Genomic DNA, 14183 nt, shown 5'->3' with positions numbered 1-14183 from the left:
TCGCTCGCAACAAGCTCAAAAGCGCTCAGCACCGACCTTCGATCATCGCCGCGTGCTGGATTCAGGCAACCTTGTGGTGACGTCATGATTTATGGAAAGGTCAATAGTAGGCCCGTGTGCTGATAGTAGGTGAGATTGGTGCGAATCCAGCGAGCCGCAATTGAGCAGGCGAGATCGCGATAACCGTATCGCCGTAGCCCTTGAACCGCGATGTATTGCATTGGTGCCCAACCATTGGGAAAATCCCATTGCTGGCCGGTTCTGTTCAGCGTAATCGCAAGTCCTCCTTCTCGCAGCAGCTCGCTACGTAGCGTCGATGAAACGCGATTCGCCTGGTCGCGGGTAGCCACGCCCATGTACAGCGGATAGGCGGTCGCAACGGTTAGCCGGTGCGTCAGTTCGCGACGAGCAAAGTGATAGTCGCCGAACGCCTGTAGTGAAGGATCCCAGAGATAGTTGCGGATGGCATTGGCGCGATTGATCGAGCGACGAACGAAGTTTTCCGCGTTAGTTGCATCTCCAACCACGCCGCATGCGTGCGCAAGGGTGCACTCGAGGTCGAAAAGCAAGCAGTTCAGATCGACTGGCAGCAAGGATGCGGTTTCGATTGAGCCAAGCGTCTGTCCGTCTTCAAACCAGCGTGAGCTGAAATCCCAGCCGGATTCAGCGCCTGCACGTAGGTTGCGCCAAAGATCGCCGGAGTCGCGCGCGAACGTGCGCCGTGCTGTCCCGACGTCCTCGCGCCAAGACTCGTCACGGGGCGTTGCGCGATCGTCCCAATACCGGTTCAATAAGGTACCGTCCTTAAGACGCACCACGCGCCGGCATGCTTCGCCCGGCGGCAGCCCGGCTTCGCCGTTCATCCAGTACTCGTATTCGCGCTTCAGTTGTGGAAGATAACCGGCATAAACTCGGTCTCCATCCATTTCCGCAACCAACTGCACCATCTTCGCAAACCATGGGGGCTGCGAGCGGCTCAGGTAATAGGTACGATTTCCATTAGGAACGTGCCCATACTGCGCAATTAGTGACGCAATATTGTTGAGCATGGACCTCACAAGGCCATTGCGCCCACTTTGCCCGAGTCCTAGCATAGTAAAATAGGAATCCCAATAATAAATCTCATCAAACCGGCCACCCGGTACAACATACGGATTCGGCAATGCGAGCAATGAAGAATCGATGCGCTGTTTCCGGGGTTCGCGATATAGCTCGTCCCACAGCGCGTGAACATGAGTAAGCAACGATCTCGGTGACGAACGATCCGATTTGCTGACGGAGGGGCTATTTATCGTGAAATGATCCCCAACAAACGCTTTCAGATCAAATCCGGGCTGGTGCTTTTCCCGCTCATATGCGGATACGATGACTGCGGGTTCCTCAATGGGATCCATGTCTGGAAAAGACTTGCTATCCTGAAATATATGCGCGGACTGCACGTGAAAAAACAGCGGACCATACTGGTCTGACGGCGTTAAGGGCAATTCCCGGATGTGCTGAAGTTGTGCTTCTGACTCTCGTACGTCGAAGTTATCCATGTGTGTTTCCCCGTGACAGGCAAGGTGCGGACGGCTCTGGCCAACACTCATGGAATATTGGCCAGAATCGGAACTCAGTCCATCCGTGAACTCTCTAAAGCCTTTAAGGTCGCCGCTCTCACAGCTTGCATGCGCCATTGGTCCGCGAAGCAAGCATGCGCTTGTCGTTGACGTCCTCACTCAAGAATTTTCCAGGGCATTTCCGCAACGTCTCATTTCCATCTTACGGAAATGTGAGCCTCACTTTGTCAAGAACTGTCAAGCAGAATGCTTGATCAGGTGCGCGGCAAACCTCGCCCCTCAGGGCTGAGCTTTACACACAACTTATGGACCTGAGTTAAAGATGCGGAACATCTCCGTGATTTCGTGCAAGACGAGGAAACCTCGCCAGATGACGGTGGCGCCGGGGGGTGGATCTTGACGGCGATTCAGGTAGCCGCCCAGGGTGGCAATCCATCGTATCGCCTGGTGCAGAGACGGCACCGTGTCCGGTGGTCGGGTGGTTCGATGTACGCGGCAATACAGGGCTTGCCATTCGACGGGTTGAAGGACTACTTCACAAGGCAGGTCACCGTCCAGCTGAGCCAGCAGCGTGGCGTAGAGGATACGCCAGGCAATCACCGCGAACAGGGAGGTGGCCCGGACAAAGCGTTCGAGCGTGCCGAACTGGCGAGCCTCGATGCGGCAGCCGCTCTTGAGCACCCGGTGCCAGGTCTTGATCGTTCAGCGCCGCGCAGTGTATCGCTGCAGTTGCTGCACGAGAGTCTTCGTACTCTACGCGCAAGCCGACCATCTGGAGCTGCAGGTGCGTCAGCTTGTTACGAGGCGCGAGGAGCTGAAAGCCGTGACCGACGCCCTTACGCCGGCGCCGGAGGAACTGGGGTTGCGCGGCGAATCCAAGGACGCAGGTAGTCCTGTTGTTTTCCGCCGAATTAGACCGGGGTTTGTGGTTAGGCGGCTCGCGCCTAGGCACTTGCGGGCGAGATGGAAATAGAGCCTCTGTTCAACGTTCTCAAGGACGGCTGTCAGGTCGAAGAGCTGCAGCTCGGCACGATTGAGCGACCCGAGCGTGCGTTGGCGTTGTTTCTGGTGGTGGCCTGGAGGGTGGCTCATTTTATAAGCATAACCCGTAGCCCGTGGCAGTCTGCTAGGCAAGTTTGAAATCAAGGGTGGGTCTATATAGAAGATATCCTAATGATGTTCAAGGAGAGAAACTTTCTTTGCGATGATCAACGACCTTACCTTTGACATGAACGGTGCCTGTGGATCGTTCTTGCATTCTTCCACGACAGTCTCGCTGACTGGATGTGCCGTATCGACAACGAAGGTGTCTGTTTCTCTCACGCCTAACTTATCAACGCCGGCTACCCAGTAGACGAGGGCGGGTTGATACGCCTCGTCTACCACAGTAAAGTCCGCACATGACATTCTTGCAGGGCTCACTTTGACTTCTCGCGCTTGAACGGCAGCAACAGAAAACGTACACACCAAAGCTATAAGTACATTCATGATTTTCATAGAATCTCCGGGTCAGCTGTGAAGAGGTTTCGCCCCGCTGGTCTACGAGTTGGCCGAAGGCCCTCACTAGAGTGCGCGTCACACCGCTCAATCGGGGGAGGGGCTGCACGGCCCGTCAGTCGCAAAATGGCTGCGAAATCAGCGTGTAGTGAGTCTCTTTGTACACAACCCTGTGTCGCAAGTAAACTAAGAGTCTGCAGAGATTATATTTGGCGAACTTTGCATGTGATGGTTCTGGCGGTGCCTGGAAAAGTGATGTTATGTTAATGACATATGCGGCAGCACGTGCAACCGTGAAAATTTCACGTGTGCATCGTTGAAAAGGTTACTGTCCCGGGCTCCCATGCAGTTAAACTTCGCGGCGGAGTTGGCTTCGCACTTTCCACCTCTTCAAAGCCGATATGCCGCTTCATGACCATGGTCCGGTCCGTAAGCTTGTTCCTACAACGTCCCTCGGCCATATCTGGGATAGCCGACGAGTCGAATCAACGTTTCCCTAACGCGACCGCATCGACAAAATCACATATCGTCAATTCACGAAATCTAACGTTAAATATTATATATTCAATAAATTTACGATTTTTTCTGAGATAGCCCAGAGATATGCCGTGAATTAGCGTGCTTTCATGCTGTATTTTTCACGCGAATTGATTCAATTTGGTCCAAAAATTTCTGGAGCGAGGTCAGTTACGTGAGTATTTTTCTGGTGATTTTATGGGATTTAGTGTCGATTTAATCGGATTTGGCGCATTTAAGGAGTCTGGCGATCGCCTGCGTTACGTAAGATGATCTGCCAGAACATTCGCAGGCCAAGATTTCCAACGACATCACGAACGGACTCTGCTCCGAGCGGAGCGTTCGTAGCGAGGCAAATCTTCTCGCCACTATGGCAACCAATGCACACAAGGGCAATGCCGTAGGCTGTGCCGTCAAGACCAATTCGTAGAGACAGGCGTTCGCGTATGACGGCTGTCAAATGTGTGGGGAGAGCGCAGCGTGGCCGCCCGAAAACCGGTGCCCGACCAGCGGTGGGTGTAAATTTCGCGTGGAAGTTGGGCGTGATGTTAACCATTACCTCGCTGCTCACCGCGCCAGTTCGCGTGGGCGCTACACTGTCGGCACTGCAGAAGGACATCGTGACGCTGGCCAACGATCCGCAGACCGTGTCCTATCTCGGCAAGACGGTGCCACCGGCAATGCAGAACCTTAACATGCTCTTCGAGCAGGCTGGTGGCATCCCTGAGTCGCTTCAAACGTCCGGTAGTGAAGAATCTCCCAAATCGGTTCAAGGCAGCCGGCGTACTGTCCGCGATGGAGTGGAAACAGCTAAGACCGTAACAGACAAAATTAAGAAGGCACGCGACGTAGCTAGCCAAGCGAAGACGATTACAGGACAACTTGCCAAACTCACCGGGTCCACAGGTACAGAGCTTGCCGAACGCGCGGCATCTCGCGTACTTGGAGCGACTGCTCGTACCGCCGTTCGTGTTGTGGCTGGCGGGCTGAGCGCCACCATGGAAGGGCTGGCGCTTACCGGTCCTGTTGGATGGATTGCTGACGCGGCTCTGGCCATACCGGACATGGTGCTGGGCGTAATGTGGCTTGTGGATACGATCCAAAAGGCGCAACATCAGGCTGAGTTCGCTGATAATGCAAATCCGACGCTTGAGCAGTTCGGTATTCCGTTACCAAAATAGGCTCATTTTTACTGGCTGAATATAATGATCAGGCTGATTTTTGATCGTAGCGATGAAGTGACCAACTTCGTTGCGGCCATGACTGGGGAAGCCCGATACGATAACTGCACGACAATCGGACTTGAGAAGGGTGGACAAATCGTCGCTGGCGTTCTCTACCAAGGGCACAACGGGCCCAATGTGTTGATGCATTTCTCGCTTCAAGGATCGCGCCACGTGATTACGCGCGCGTTCGTTTGTGCGGCGTTTATGTATCCCTTTCAAGTACTAGGATGCAACCGTGTGACTGGGCTCGTGCGCACCGACAACCTCGAGGCGCAACGGTTGGACCAACATCTCGGATTCGTCCGAGAAGGTGTTATGCGGCAAGGCGCACGAGACGGAACAGACTTCATCATGTACGGTATGTTGCGACAGGAATGTCGTTTTTTGCGCGGTCGTTATTTGCAAGCTCTGCTGACCGAACTGGATGGGCGAGCCGACGCGTTCGTCGGCATTTCCGCTTGAGTCACTTCGTTAAATTGCATACTTGTCAGCGCATACGGCGGTTTGGATCGTGGTAACCAAAACGACATCGCAGCAGTAAATATTATATCCCGCAAGATGTTTCCGGCTAGTGTGCCGTGCCTCTAAAATATCTTGAATAATATAATTGAACGGTTTGGCTTTCATCGGATTTGCGGGGGAAACCCGGAGGCCTTCAGGCCGGGAATGGATATCGCGGTGTGCGCAGCACGCCCTTCTCCCGATTGCTAAAAGCTACCTCATCTAAATGGCCTCACATAAACGCATGAGAAGATGTGCGAATGAATAGCAAACGCGTACCGATTCCGGTTCTACCCGACGCCCCGGGCAGGAAGCGATTCTTGCCCGGACGTTCGACTGCGCGCTTTGCGTACAACCACATGCTCTGGCTGCGCACCGATGCCTGGTATCAGCGGCAGAAGCGTGTTGGCTACCATAAGACCTCCGCAGCGCTTACGGCGCTCGGGAAGCCCCCCGGACATGCATGACTGAATGAAGTGTCGAGCGTGCCTGTGCTGCAGGCGCTGCGGCACTTGCACACCGCATCGCCAATTTCTTTTCCAGAAGCAGGCGAAGTATCCAAACTTTCCGGCGCAAGGATGGCGTCCAGTCAGCCGGGTACACGGCGAGCGCCTTCAAGTGGGATCGCTCCTCTCTGAAGCTCGCGAAGATGGACGCGCCGCCTGCAATCCGGCGGTCGCGCACGTGGCTGAAGGGCGTGAAGCCTACGACGGTCACGGTGTCCATGGACACCGCCGGCTGATTCCATGTCTCGATCCTATGCGACGACGGGGTATAGCCAAAGAAGAAGGCGAAGAGGCAGGTCGGCATCGACATTGGACTGACCCACTTCGCAATACTCTCGACGGGCGAGAAAATCGCCGCGCCGGACACGTTCCGCAAGAACGAATCGAAACTCGCGAAGTCGCGACGCCGACTCGCGAAGAATCAGATCGGCTCTGCCAACCGCAGGAAAGTGAAGCTGAAGGTGGCAAAACTGTATGCCGAGGTGGCAGGCACCCGCTGGGACTTCCTGCGTAAGCTTTCGACCCGGCTGATAAACGCGAACCAGGTGATCACCGTCGAAAGCCTTGCCGTCAGCAATATGCAGAAGAACAGCATGCTCCCATAGTCAATCAGCGATGCAAGCTGGCCCGAGTTCGTGCGGCAACTGACGTACAAAGCCGGGAGGTTCGGGGCGCACGTTGATCGGTATCGAGCGCTGGTATCCGTCCAGCAGGCGATGCAGCGACTGCGGGCATATCGTAGCCGGGATGCCATTGAACGGTCGCGAATAGACGTGCCTGGAATGCGGGTCCGTCCACGAGCGCGACGTGAATGCCGCTCGCAATGTTCTGGCTGCCGGACTGGCAATGTCAGCCCATGGAGAGAGCGTAAATCCCATGTCTCATTGGGGCGATGTCGGGTTTTATTAAGTGAGGTGGGAATCACCTATTTTCAGGGATCCTTCAGGGAGGGCAGCAGTCAAGCACACGATGTCCCAGTACACTGCTACGGTCGCAAAACGCCATTCTCTCCGGCGCGGTGGCGTAGAATGCACGAACTTCATGCTGGTGCGTTGGTCACGAGCCTTGCCCGCGTGTTGCATCCTGTCCGACAATCCGAAGTGACTCAATCATGCTGACCGAACATGACATCCGTCGGCTCGACGCGCTTTACGCGGCGCTCGAGCAGGCCACGGAACGCTTCCTGGGCTACCCTGTCTCCAAAGACTTCGAGATGGCGCCGCTCGAGCGGTTTCTCCGCTTTCCGATGAACAACCTTGGTGACCCGTTCGTGGAATCGACCTTTGCCGTTGGCACCCGCGGGTTCGAGTGCGAGGTTGTGGACTTTGTTGCCGACCTCCTGCGCGCTCGCGCTGGCGAGACTTGGGGTTACGTCACCAATGGCGGTACTGAAGGCAATCTTTACGGCCTCTACCTGGCCCGCGAGCTGTTGCCCAACGGCGTCGTTTACTTCTCCGAGGACATGCATTACTCGGTAGTGAAGAACATCCACTTCCTCGGCTTGCGCTCGATCATGATCCGCAGCCAGCCGAACGGCGAAATTGACTACGAGGATCTTGCGGAGACTCTGCGCATCAACCGTGACAAGCCCGCGATTCTTTTTGCCAATGTTGGCACAACGATGACCGAGGCGCGTGATGACATCGTCAAGATCAGAGACATCCTTGACCAGTTCGCGATTCGAGATCGTTACATTCACTCGGACGCGGCGCTTTGCGGCGGCTTTGCGCCGTTTCTCGAGCCGCGTCCCGCGTTCGATTTTGCCGACGGCGCCGACTCGGTCTCGATTAGCGGCCACAAATTTTTTGGCTCACCGATGCCGTGCGGTATCGTGATCGCGCGCAAGCGACACGTTGAGCGAATCGCGCGCTCTATCGGCTATATTGGCTCGCTGGACACGACCATCACCGGTTCGCGCAATGGCTTTACGCCGCTTGTACTCTGGTATCGAATCAAGGAGCTCGGCGTGGAAGGGCTGCGCCGGCGCGCGGCCTCGGCGCTTGAACTCGCGACCTATGCGGAGGAGCGCATGAAAGCGGCAGGCATTGCGGCCTGGCGTAATCCGCAGGCGCTGACTGTGGTATTCCCGAAAGTGAGTGATGCGATCAAGGCCCGTTGGCAGCTTGCCACTCAGGAGCAGCAATCACATCTGATCGTTATGCCTAACGTCACCCGCGCGCAGATCGATGCGCTGGTAGACGACATGGTGGCTGAACGGCGCGAGCACTGTAGCGCCGACAGCACTTCGATTTCGCACTTAAGCGAGAAGTCAGGCCAAGCATGAACTCCCTTACCGTTATTGCTGCTGACCGCACGGGCGTGATTGCCGAACTCGCCGGCCTGCTCGGCTCGAACGGCATCAACATCGCCGTCATGGACGGGCGGGTGATTGGCACAGCTGCGATCCTGCACATCGACGTCGATGATCTCCCATTGGCGGTGACGGTGCTCACCCGGGCGGGGTGCCAAGTCATGGCCGAGACGGTCTTGACGTTGCGAGTTGAGAATGTCCCTGGTGCCCTTGTGCGCGTTGCACGGGAGCTGTCTGAGGCGACCATTGACATTCGGATGATGCGTACCGTCAGCCGTCAGTCTAACAACTGCCTCGTGACCATTGCGACAAGCGACAATGAGCGGGCGAGACAACTGCTTGCAGATCGCGTGGTCTAAGACCTGAGAGGTGGCAACAGATCTGAATATTCTGATTTCAGCGGACAGTAGCACGGTCCGCGTGTGGCTGCGCAGGCGACGCACGCTGTGCAAACCTCAAACCCGGCGGCGGCTCACTGAGCAACGAGAAACTCTCTAGCGGCAGCGCCCCGGTTTGACGAAACGACCTTAATTTTCAACGCGGTCGAGGAGAATGGCGAGGTCACCAGTTCGAGTTCAGTCTGCGAATTGTGATGGCCTGCTTGTGATCCAACTGCCAGCGTCCGAGCCGGCGGCCACGCTTGCCGGGCTGGTAATCTCCTGTATGTGAGTATCTGTTCGCGCTTCGTGGATGAATTCTGTTGGCAGCGCAACATGCTATGCAGAAGGGCAGCGGCAGTAAGCCCGGCTGACAGCAAGTAAAGGTCAACGCGCCCGAGACACCCTCGGATTATACGTTGCGGGTGATCGTGTACCTGGATGGAGCGCGCCGGTAACGGGGTGGCGCCAGTGCCTCGTGCATGCGGCATGAGGTGGCCGGCTTTCCAGGCCGCCGGCACGGAGAGAAGCTCGAACCCGAACCGGCCGGCGCAACTGACACCTTGACCTGAACAACAACGAAATGCAAGGCTACAAATCGTATGGGGTCGCTAGGCGTCACGTTGTCCGCGCCCAGTGTGCGTCTAGTCGCAGCCGGCGGCCACGCAGATTGGGCGAAGGAGATTTATTCTGCATAACAGAATATTTATCTTGAATGATAGGTTCGACTTCCGGCCCCGTATAAGAAACGACCTGGCGCATTCGCGGCTTTGCCGTTACATATTTGAGTGCGGTAAATCTTGTTGGAGCCGGATGAGGTGAAGGACTCCCAGAATGAGCTAGACACTTTCATGAAGATGAAGGCCTAAAAGCGGGCGCGTATTGCACGACATCGCAGTTTCGAGTTCCGCTTGGGCGACTGGATGCGAAAAATTCGACGAAAATGCGAAATCTTTGATTGAGGCGTCAAGCGCCATAAGGATATGATGCCCTCCGATCGAGCGAGAGAGCGTTGCTCGAGCGAGTTGCGCCAAATAACCGGGATATTTTTATCGGCACGATTAAGCGATCTTGCTCGAAAATATAAATGAGACGGCGCGTGCCCCCGGGGCATTCACGTACGTGTTGGTTTGTCGTGCGTGGCCTGTGTTAACGGGCTCACTCAACGTAAAGGCGTATATTCACCATCAAATTCGCGAAACGATTATTGCCAGCGCATGCCAGCGCAACGTCGCTCAAATATTGCCATGCTACCGACCACCGGGTGCGTCAATCAACTGACATACGTTGCAGCAAGGTAACCGTTGACGCGGTTGGCCACCGCAAATGAATTACTGTTCGCGCTGCCATCGTCTTCGTTATTTGCTTGTGCATCCCAGATCAGGTATTGCTGTTTTTGGGCTCCTTAAAGCTACCTCCAACCAGTGAGTAAATGTAATGATCGAAAAGAGTACGGCGATTCCGATGCAGAACCTGTCCTCTCTACCCAGTGCGCACGGTATCAGCACGGGTATCGCCGTACAAAAGCAGATTCCAAGGCGATCAAAGAGCCTGTCTGAGATGGATTGCTCATGGGATCCTGCGGGAAGTGGGCTTGCAATAGAAGGCGCGTTGCAGCGGTTCCCAAAGCGCTCGAAAAGCCTGTGTATCGCTGGAAACCGCGAAGTTGGCTTGCGCATGTCGCCGAGTCTGGAGCGGCCACAGGTTTTGGGGAAAAATTGCTCGCCCGCCGGCGTGGTGAACGGCTTCCTTAAGAAGGCGGCCCTTGACCTAATGATGAGAGAAAACGGGCTCTATATCAGCCGCCATTCGGACCTGGAGGCTATTGAAGCTCAACGTCTTCCAACGGTAAAAGATCTCGCACGGGTATGTAAAACGCTAATGACAGCCGAATCTCCGGAAAGATTGGATATCGCGGCCGCGCTTTTGCCTTCAATTCGGGCACGGCTATTAGAACATATCGAGGCGGACGCGCCGAACGAGAGCTTGATGGGCAAGCTCAAAGTTTTTGGCAAGAATTACTGCTCGGTACTTGGCGGCAGGGATTTGGCTATTGACGATATCATGGCTACTGTCAATGCGTATTTTATTGATAGGATTGGTCGTGACTCGGCGCTAAAGGATTCAAATATTGCTGCGGCAGCGCTGACTGCGGTTCTGATGCTTGTCCCCACCATTGGAAAGGATTTGCCTGTTCTTGTGGGGGCGATCCGCGAAAAGCGGTATCGGGACGCCGTCATGCCTGCGCTTTCAATTGCTGCCGTAGCGGCGATGACGCTTAATCCGACTGCGGCGGCTGCAGGTTGGGACCGCGCCTCGGCCATTGCGGCCGCCGCCGGAAACGCATTAATGATGACGCATCTCCCGGGGATTTTACAACATGCTTATGAATGGAGCAGTCTTAAGAGAACGAGCTTCGAGCCGGAAACTAATCCGTTCACAGAATATGCGACTAATCACGGACTGGTGGATCAGGGTTTTCATACGATGCTTGATTTTTTACATGAATTTGGTGCGCAAGCGGGATTTTTCGTGCTCAATTTAAAGAATGCTATTGGATTAGCGGATTCGGCGCGCAACCCCGCGGTCTTTCCCATTCTGGCAACTCTACTGGGATCATTTGTGGTGGACTCGCTCAGAGGCGATCAACCTTTTTCGGATTTCGCTGCAGGCCGGGAGGCTCTTGCGGACAGTGTTCACGAAAGTACCGAAAATCACGATGTGCGCGGTCAGGCCGCAATGTATTTTCTTCAACAAAAAATCTCGGAAACATATGGTTCGGACTATGCAAGCCTGATGAGTCCCGAGTTGAAATCGTCCGTCGGACGCCATGCTTGTCGCCAGCTTGGCGGCAACACATTGTCGGACGCGGCTGAAAAGGAATTCATAAAGGCACTTCTAGGCCGATTTGTCACAAGTAAGCAATCAAGAGATGCAGTTCACGTCGCCGTTGACCGAATTTATCGATTTGATAATTTTGATCCAGCGGCAAATGCTGGCGACGATCGGTTGATGACCGAAATCTTGCGATTTGTTCAGCAGCAGCGTAACAAAGACAAGGCGTTTTTGGGGAGCGCGCGAGGGATCACTCAGGCCGACCATGTCTACCGCAACGTGATTGCTCATGCGATCAAATGCGTTGTGTTCGAGGAGCTTGCTCGGTAGCGGGTTGGCGGGTGAGCTTGCTCAACACGCCGTTGAGCGATAGGCTTCATTGCATCCATCTGCGACCGGTGGCCAACGGTGAGTCATGTTGAATTCGCGGGTGATATTCCGGGGCTGCATTCAGGCATGCGACGCCTTGGCCCGTTTTGGACAGGAAGGGCTTTTGTGTGTGGTTGGCGCGCGTAAAAAGCTATATTATCTATTGCCATGTTGACGTACGTGCGCCTAGCATGCTGACCCAAAGATCAAGCCTTCTGCCGTTGAGGCGTGGCTGCTTCCTCACCGTGGTCATTGCGCGGTATTGTTGTGTGTCAGCCGATTTGCGGATGGCGAGCGAATGATTGAGGACGTAACACCAAGTTATTGCTTGTTGGAGGGTATTCTCCTCCTCATTGCGTAGCTTGCCGTTGGAGATGCGCCTACGGCGAGGGGCTGTGTGCAGAAAAGGGGCTTTAAGAATGGATGTTGACAGCTTGGCAATAGGCGTCGCAGATCCGTACGATCTCGTCTCCACGCGATATGGCCTGATGCTCGCTAACCGCAACGATGTATATATCGGGCGGGCGTTGATTGTGTATGGAGAATACTGTGAGTGTGAAACTCAATTCCTCAAGAGGTGGATCGACCGCCCAGGGACAATAGTGGAGGTCGGTGCGAACATCGGCAGCCAGACGGTGGCCTTGGCGATGTTCGCAAAAGCGGTTGGTGCCGACGTGATGGCGTTTGAGCCCCAACCATTTGTGTTCCAGAATCTGTGTGCCAATCTGGCGCTCAATGCAGTGGAAAACGTGACAACGTGGCCGTTTGCGTGTACATCGCATGCAGGCTCGGTCGGCTTCGAACGTCCAGACTATCGCCGTCCGGGAAATTTTGGCGGGATTTCGCTTAAGGTTGAGCCCGAGACGTTGGACACAAAGGTGCCCTCAGTACGGTTGGACGACATTGTGGGGCGGCGGGATGTAACGCTTATGAAGGTGGACGTGGAAGGGTTCGAGTTAAACGTGCTGCAAGGCGCAGTGAATACCATCAGTCGCTGCCGACCGGTGGTATATGTCGAGAATGACCGCGTGGGGCAATCTGCCGCGCTCATCACGTACCTATGGGGATTGGGCTACAGACTATGGTGGCACATTAGTCCGCTATTCAATCCCCAAAATTACAGGGGTAACGCGGAAAACCTCTATCCGATGCTGGGTGCCTTCAATATGGTGGGGCTGCCGCGGGAGTCGAACATAGTTTTGCAGGACGCCGAGATTACGGATGCGACATTTCACCCACTGGCGGTACTGCGCGACTAATTCGCTGACGGATCGCTTTCCGATTCATCAGATTTGCTCCGAGAAGCCCCCGCCCTTCAGGGGCCTTCAGGCAGGGGAGGGCGTGAATTAAACCACTTGGGAGTGGCTTAATACCGGCTGCCTTCGTGCACTTGCGCGTGCATAGAAATCGCTTCCGAAGCTTTTCGTTCCTGCATCTTGATCAGGCGCGCGGCAAATCTCGCGCTTCCGGCTGATCTTTACCCACAATTCTGTGCGACGTTGCTTGTAAACCGCGACATACGATGTTATCAACTTTTCGACTGCGCGATTTCTTTGTGGCGATGGACGACATTGTCTGACACGGGTGATCCCGACGATTGGGCGAGTGATGAGTTCGGCGCGGCGCAGCTGGGCGACGCGCGCCTGACGCAGCGTTTGATCGCACTCGCGCGCCGACTTTTACAGGTCGCGCAACGCTGGTTTCCACAGTCGCTCGATGGCGCTGACCTCAAGGCCGGATACCGCTTTTTTGACAATCCTAAGGTTGACACCGACGGCGTGCAGAGTCCGCATATTGGTTAAACACTCGACCGGATGGGGCAGGTGCCGGTTGTGTTGACGGTGCAGAATAGGACCCTCGGTCATCTGCCGGGCCACTGAAGGCCTGGGCGATGGCACCGGCCTAATCTGCGTGGCTTCATGATGCATAGCGTGCTGGCAGTGACGGCGGAGGGCTTCCCACTCGGTGTGCCGGGCATGAAGACCTGGATCGGCCCACCGGATGAGTTCGGCAAAACGCAGTCGCGTAAGCAGCGTGCGCTGTTTGCCGTGATCAGCTGGCACATCCTGTATGCGATATTGCTGGCCCGACCGGGCGGCGACTTACCCTGCGAAGTCCTGCTTCAGCCTGTCGGTTGGCGCGCGCTGTATTGCCGCGTGTATAGCGCGAACAGACTGCCTGTCGGCCCACCATCGCTGGGACAAGCCGTACTCTAGATCGCCCGGCTGGGTGGCTATCTGGCGCGCAAGCATGATCGTCCGCCCGGCCCAATCGTTATATGGCGCGGTTTCTCGCCCTGCAGGAACTCACCGAGATGTATCGCGTCTTCAGGCAAAACGAAGGACTTCATTTATGGGCAAACATCAGCCTTTAGGGCATTCCGTTATACAGAAGTGTCGTCACCATCGTTGTCGCGTAAGAGGCGCAATGTTTTTGCAGCGACATGAACTTCTCTGAGGCCGGGCCAGATGGTCTTTGCGCCGGGT

The 14183-nt window shown here is 55.4% G+C and carries 14 protein-coding genes and 1 pseudogene; 11 read left to right on the top strand and 4 right to left on the bottom strand.

Annotated features, from left to right (window positions below):
* Positions 1-89: 89 nt before the first annotated feature.
* Both treF and HV796_RS37140 read right to left on the bottom strand, forming a co-directional pair.
* Complete coding sequence (gene treF / locus HV796_RS37145; protein WP_246356260.1) at positions 90-1538, bottom strand: alpha,alpha-trehalase TreF; 1449 nt, start codon at positions 1536-1538, stop codon at positions 90-92.
* A 324-nt stretch (positions 1539-1862) separates the two neighbouring features.
* The gene (locus HV796_RS37140; RefSeq protein ID WP_246356259.1) at positions 1863-2240 is read right to left on the bottom strand and encodes an IS4 family transposase; all 378 of its coding nucleotides are present in this window, start codon (positions 2238-2240) and stop codon (positions 1863-1865) included.
* A gap of 285 nt (positions 2241-2525) precedes the next feature.
* Here HV796_RS37140 and HV796_RS44605 point away from each other — a divergent pair.
* Positions 2526-2672: pseudogene (locus HV796_RS44605) on the top strand (IS4 family transposase); the annotation flags it as partial.
* 57 nt (positions 2673-2729) lie between these two features.
* Here the strand turns inward: HV796_RS44605 and HV796_RS37135 are convergent.
* Positions 2730-3056 (bottom strand): HdeA/HdeB family chaperone, encoded by a 327-nt coding sequence (locus tag HV796_RS37135; RefSeq protein WP_175232833.1) that lies wholly within the window; start codon positions 3054-3056, stop codon positions 2730-2732.
* A 1061-nt stretch (positions 3057-4117) separates the two neighbouring features.
* Here HV796_RS37135 and HV796_RS37130 point away from each other — a divergent pair.
* The 3 genes from HV796_RS37130 (at position 4118) to HV796_RS46100 (ending at position 5766) form a co-directional block, all read left to right on the top strand.
* Positions 4118-4753, top strand: a complete 636-nt coding sequence (locus HV796_RS37130; protein ID WP_175232832.1) for a hypothetical protein — start codon at positions 4118-4120, stop codon at positions 4751-4753.
* A gap of 24 nt (positions 4754-4777) precedes the next feature.
* Positions 4778-5260 carry a GNAT family N-acetyltransferase gene (locus tag HV796_RS37125; protein ID WP_175232831.1) on the top strand — a complete coding sequence of 161 codons (483 nt, stop codon included), beginning with the start codon at positions 4778-4780 and terminating at the stop codon, positions 5258-5260.
* Between the two features lie 299 nt (positions 5261-5559).
* Positions 5560-5766: a helix-turn-helix domain-containing protein gene (locus HV796_RS46100; protein WP_377694441.1), complete on the top strand. Its 207-nt coding sequence runs from the start codon at positions 5560-5562 to the stop codon at positions 5764-5766.
* Here the strand turns inward: HV796_RS46100 and HV796_RS44600 are convergent.
* Entirely contained in the window at positions 5732-6181 is a 450-nt protein-coding gene (locus HV796_RS44600; protein WP_246356258.1) for a hypothetical protein, read from the bottom strand. The genes HV796_RS46100 and HV796_RS44600 overlap by 35 nt on opposite strands.
* On the opposite strand from HV796_RS44600, the gene HV796_RS44595 reads away from it, so the two are divergent.
* From HV796_RS44595 to HV796_RS44585, 7 genes are all read left to right on the top strand, one after another.
* Positions 6108-6410, top strand: coding sequence for a transposase (locus HV796_RS44595; RefSeq protein ID WP_343053064.1), 303 nt, complete (start codon positions 6108-6110; stop codon positions 6408-6410). The two genes, HV796_RS44600 and HV796_RS44595, sit on opposite strands and share 74 nt — an antisense overlap.
* A 506-nt stretch (positions 6411-6916) precedes the next feature.
* A complete protein-coding gene (locus tag HV796_RS37115; RefSeq protein ID WP_175232830.1) occupies positions 6917-8089 on the top strand; it encodes a histidine decarboxylase in 1173 nt (390 codons plus the stop codon).
* Positions 8086-8475 (top strand): ACT domain-containing protein, encoded by a 390-nt coding sequence (locus HV796_RS37110; protein WP_175232829.1) that lies wholly within the window; start codon positions 8086-8088, stop codon positions 8473-8475. Before HV796_RS37115 ends, HV796_RS37110 begins: the two co-directional genes overlap by 4 nt.
* 1455 nt (positions 8476-9930) lie before the next feature.
* Entirely contained in the window at positions 9931-11658 is a 1728-nt protein-coding gene (locus HV796_RS37105; RefSeq protein WP_217478115.1) for a hypothetical protein, read from the top strand.
* Positions 11659-12116: 458 nt separating this feature from the next.
* Positions 12117-12956: an FkbM family methyltransferase gene (locus HV796_RS37100; RefSeq protein WP_217478114.1), complete on the top strand. Its 840-nt coding sequence runs from the start codon at positions 12117-12119 to the stop codon at positions 12954-12956.
* Positions 12957-13133: 177 nt separating this feature from the next.
* Positions 13134-13499, top strand: a complete 366-nt coding sequence (locus HV796_RS44590; protein WP_246356257.1) for an IS4/Tn5 family transposase DNA-binding protein — start codon at positions 13134-13136, stop codon at positions 13497-13499.
* A gap of 129 nt (positions 13500-13628) precedes the next feature.
* On the top strand, positions 13629-13913 hold the full coding sequence (locus HV796_RS44585) for a hypothetical protein (protein WP_246356256.1): 285 nt from the start codon (positions 13629-13631) through the stop codon (positions 13911-13913).
* Positions 13914-14183 lie beyond the last annotated feature (270 nt).

The sequence above is a fragment of the Paraburkholderia humisilvae genome (genome assembly GCF_902859855.1).
GTDB lineage: Bacteria > Pseudomonadota > Gammaproteobacteria > Burkholderiales > Burkholderiaceae > Paraburkholderia > Paraburkholderia humisilvae.
The sequence above is the reverse complement of the archived record's forward strand: the minus strand, read 5'-3'. Positions and strand labels throughout refer to the sequence as shown.

Excerpts from the sequence above, each read along its gene's own strand:
- HV796_RS37130 (WP_175232832.1), top strand. The coding sequence starts at position 4,118 with ATGTTAACCATTACCTCGCTGCTCACCGCGCCAGTTCGCGTGGGCGCT.
- HV796_RS37115 (WP_175232830.1), top strand. The coding sequence starts at position 6,917 with ATGCTGACCGAACATGACATCCGTCGGCTCGACGCGCTTTACGCGGCG.
- HV796_RS37100 (WP_217478114.1), top strand. The coding sequence starts at position 12,117 with ATGGATGTTGACAGCTTGGCAATAGGCGTCGCAGATCCGTACGATCTC.
- HV796_RS37105 (WP_217478115.1), top strand. The coding sequence starts at position 9,931 with ATGATCGAAAAGAGTACGGCGATTCCGATGCAGAACCTGTCCTCTCTA.
- HV796_RS46100 (WP_377694441.1), top strand. The coding sequence starts at position 5,560 with ATGAATAGCAAACGCGTACCGATTCCGGTTCTACCCGACGCCCCGGGC.
- HV796_RS37135 (WP_175232833.1), bottom strand. The coding sequence starts at position 3,056 with ATGAAAATCATGAATGTACTTATAGCTTTGGTGTGTACGTTTTCTGTT.
- HV796_RS37125 (WP_175232831.1), top strand. The coding sequence starts at position 4,778 with ATGATCAGGCTGATTTTTGATCGTAGCGATGAAGTGACCAACTTCGTT.
- treF (WP_246356260.1), bottom strand. The coding sequence starts at position 1,538 with ATGGATAACTTCGACGTACGAGAGTCAGAAGCACAACTTCAGCACATC.
- HV796_RS37110 (WP_175232829.1), top strand. The coding sequence starts at position 8,086 with ATGAACTCCCTTACCGTTATTGCTGCTGACCGCACGGGCGTGATTGCC.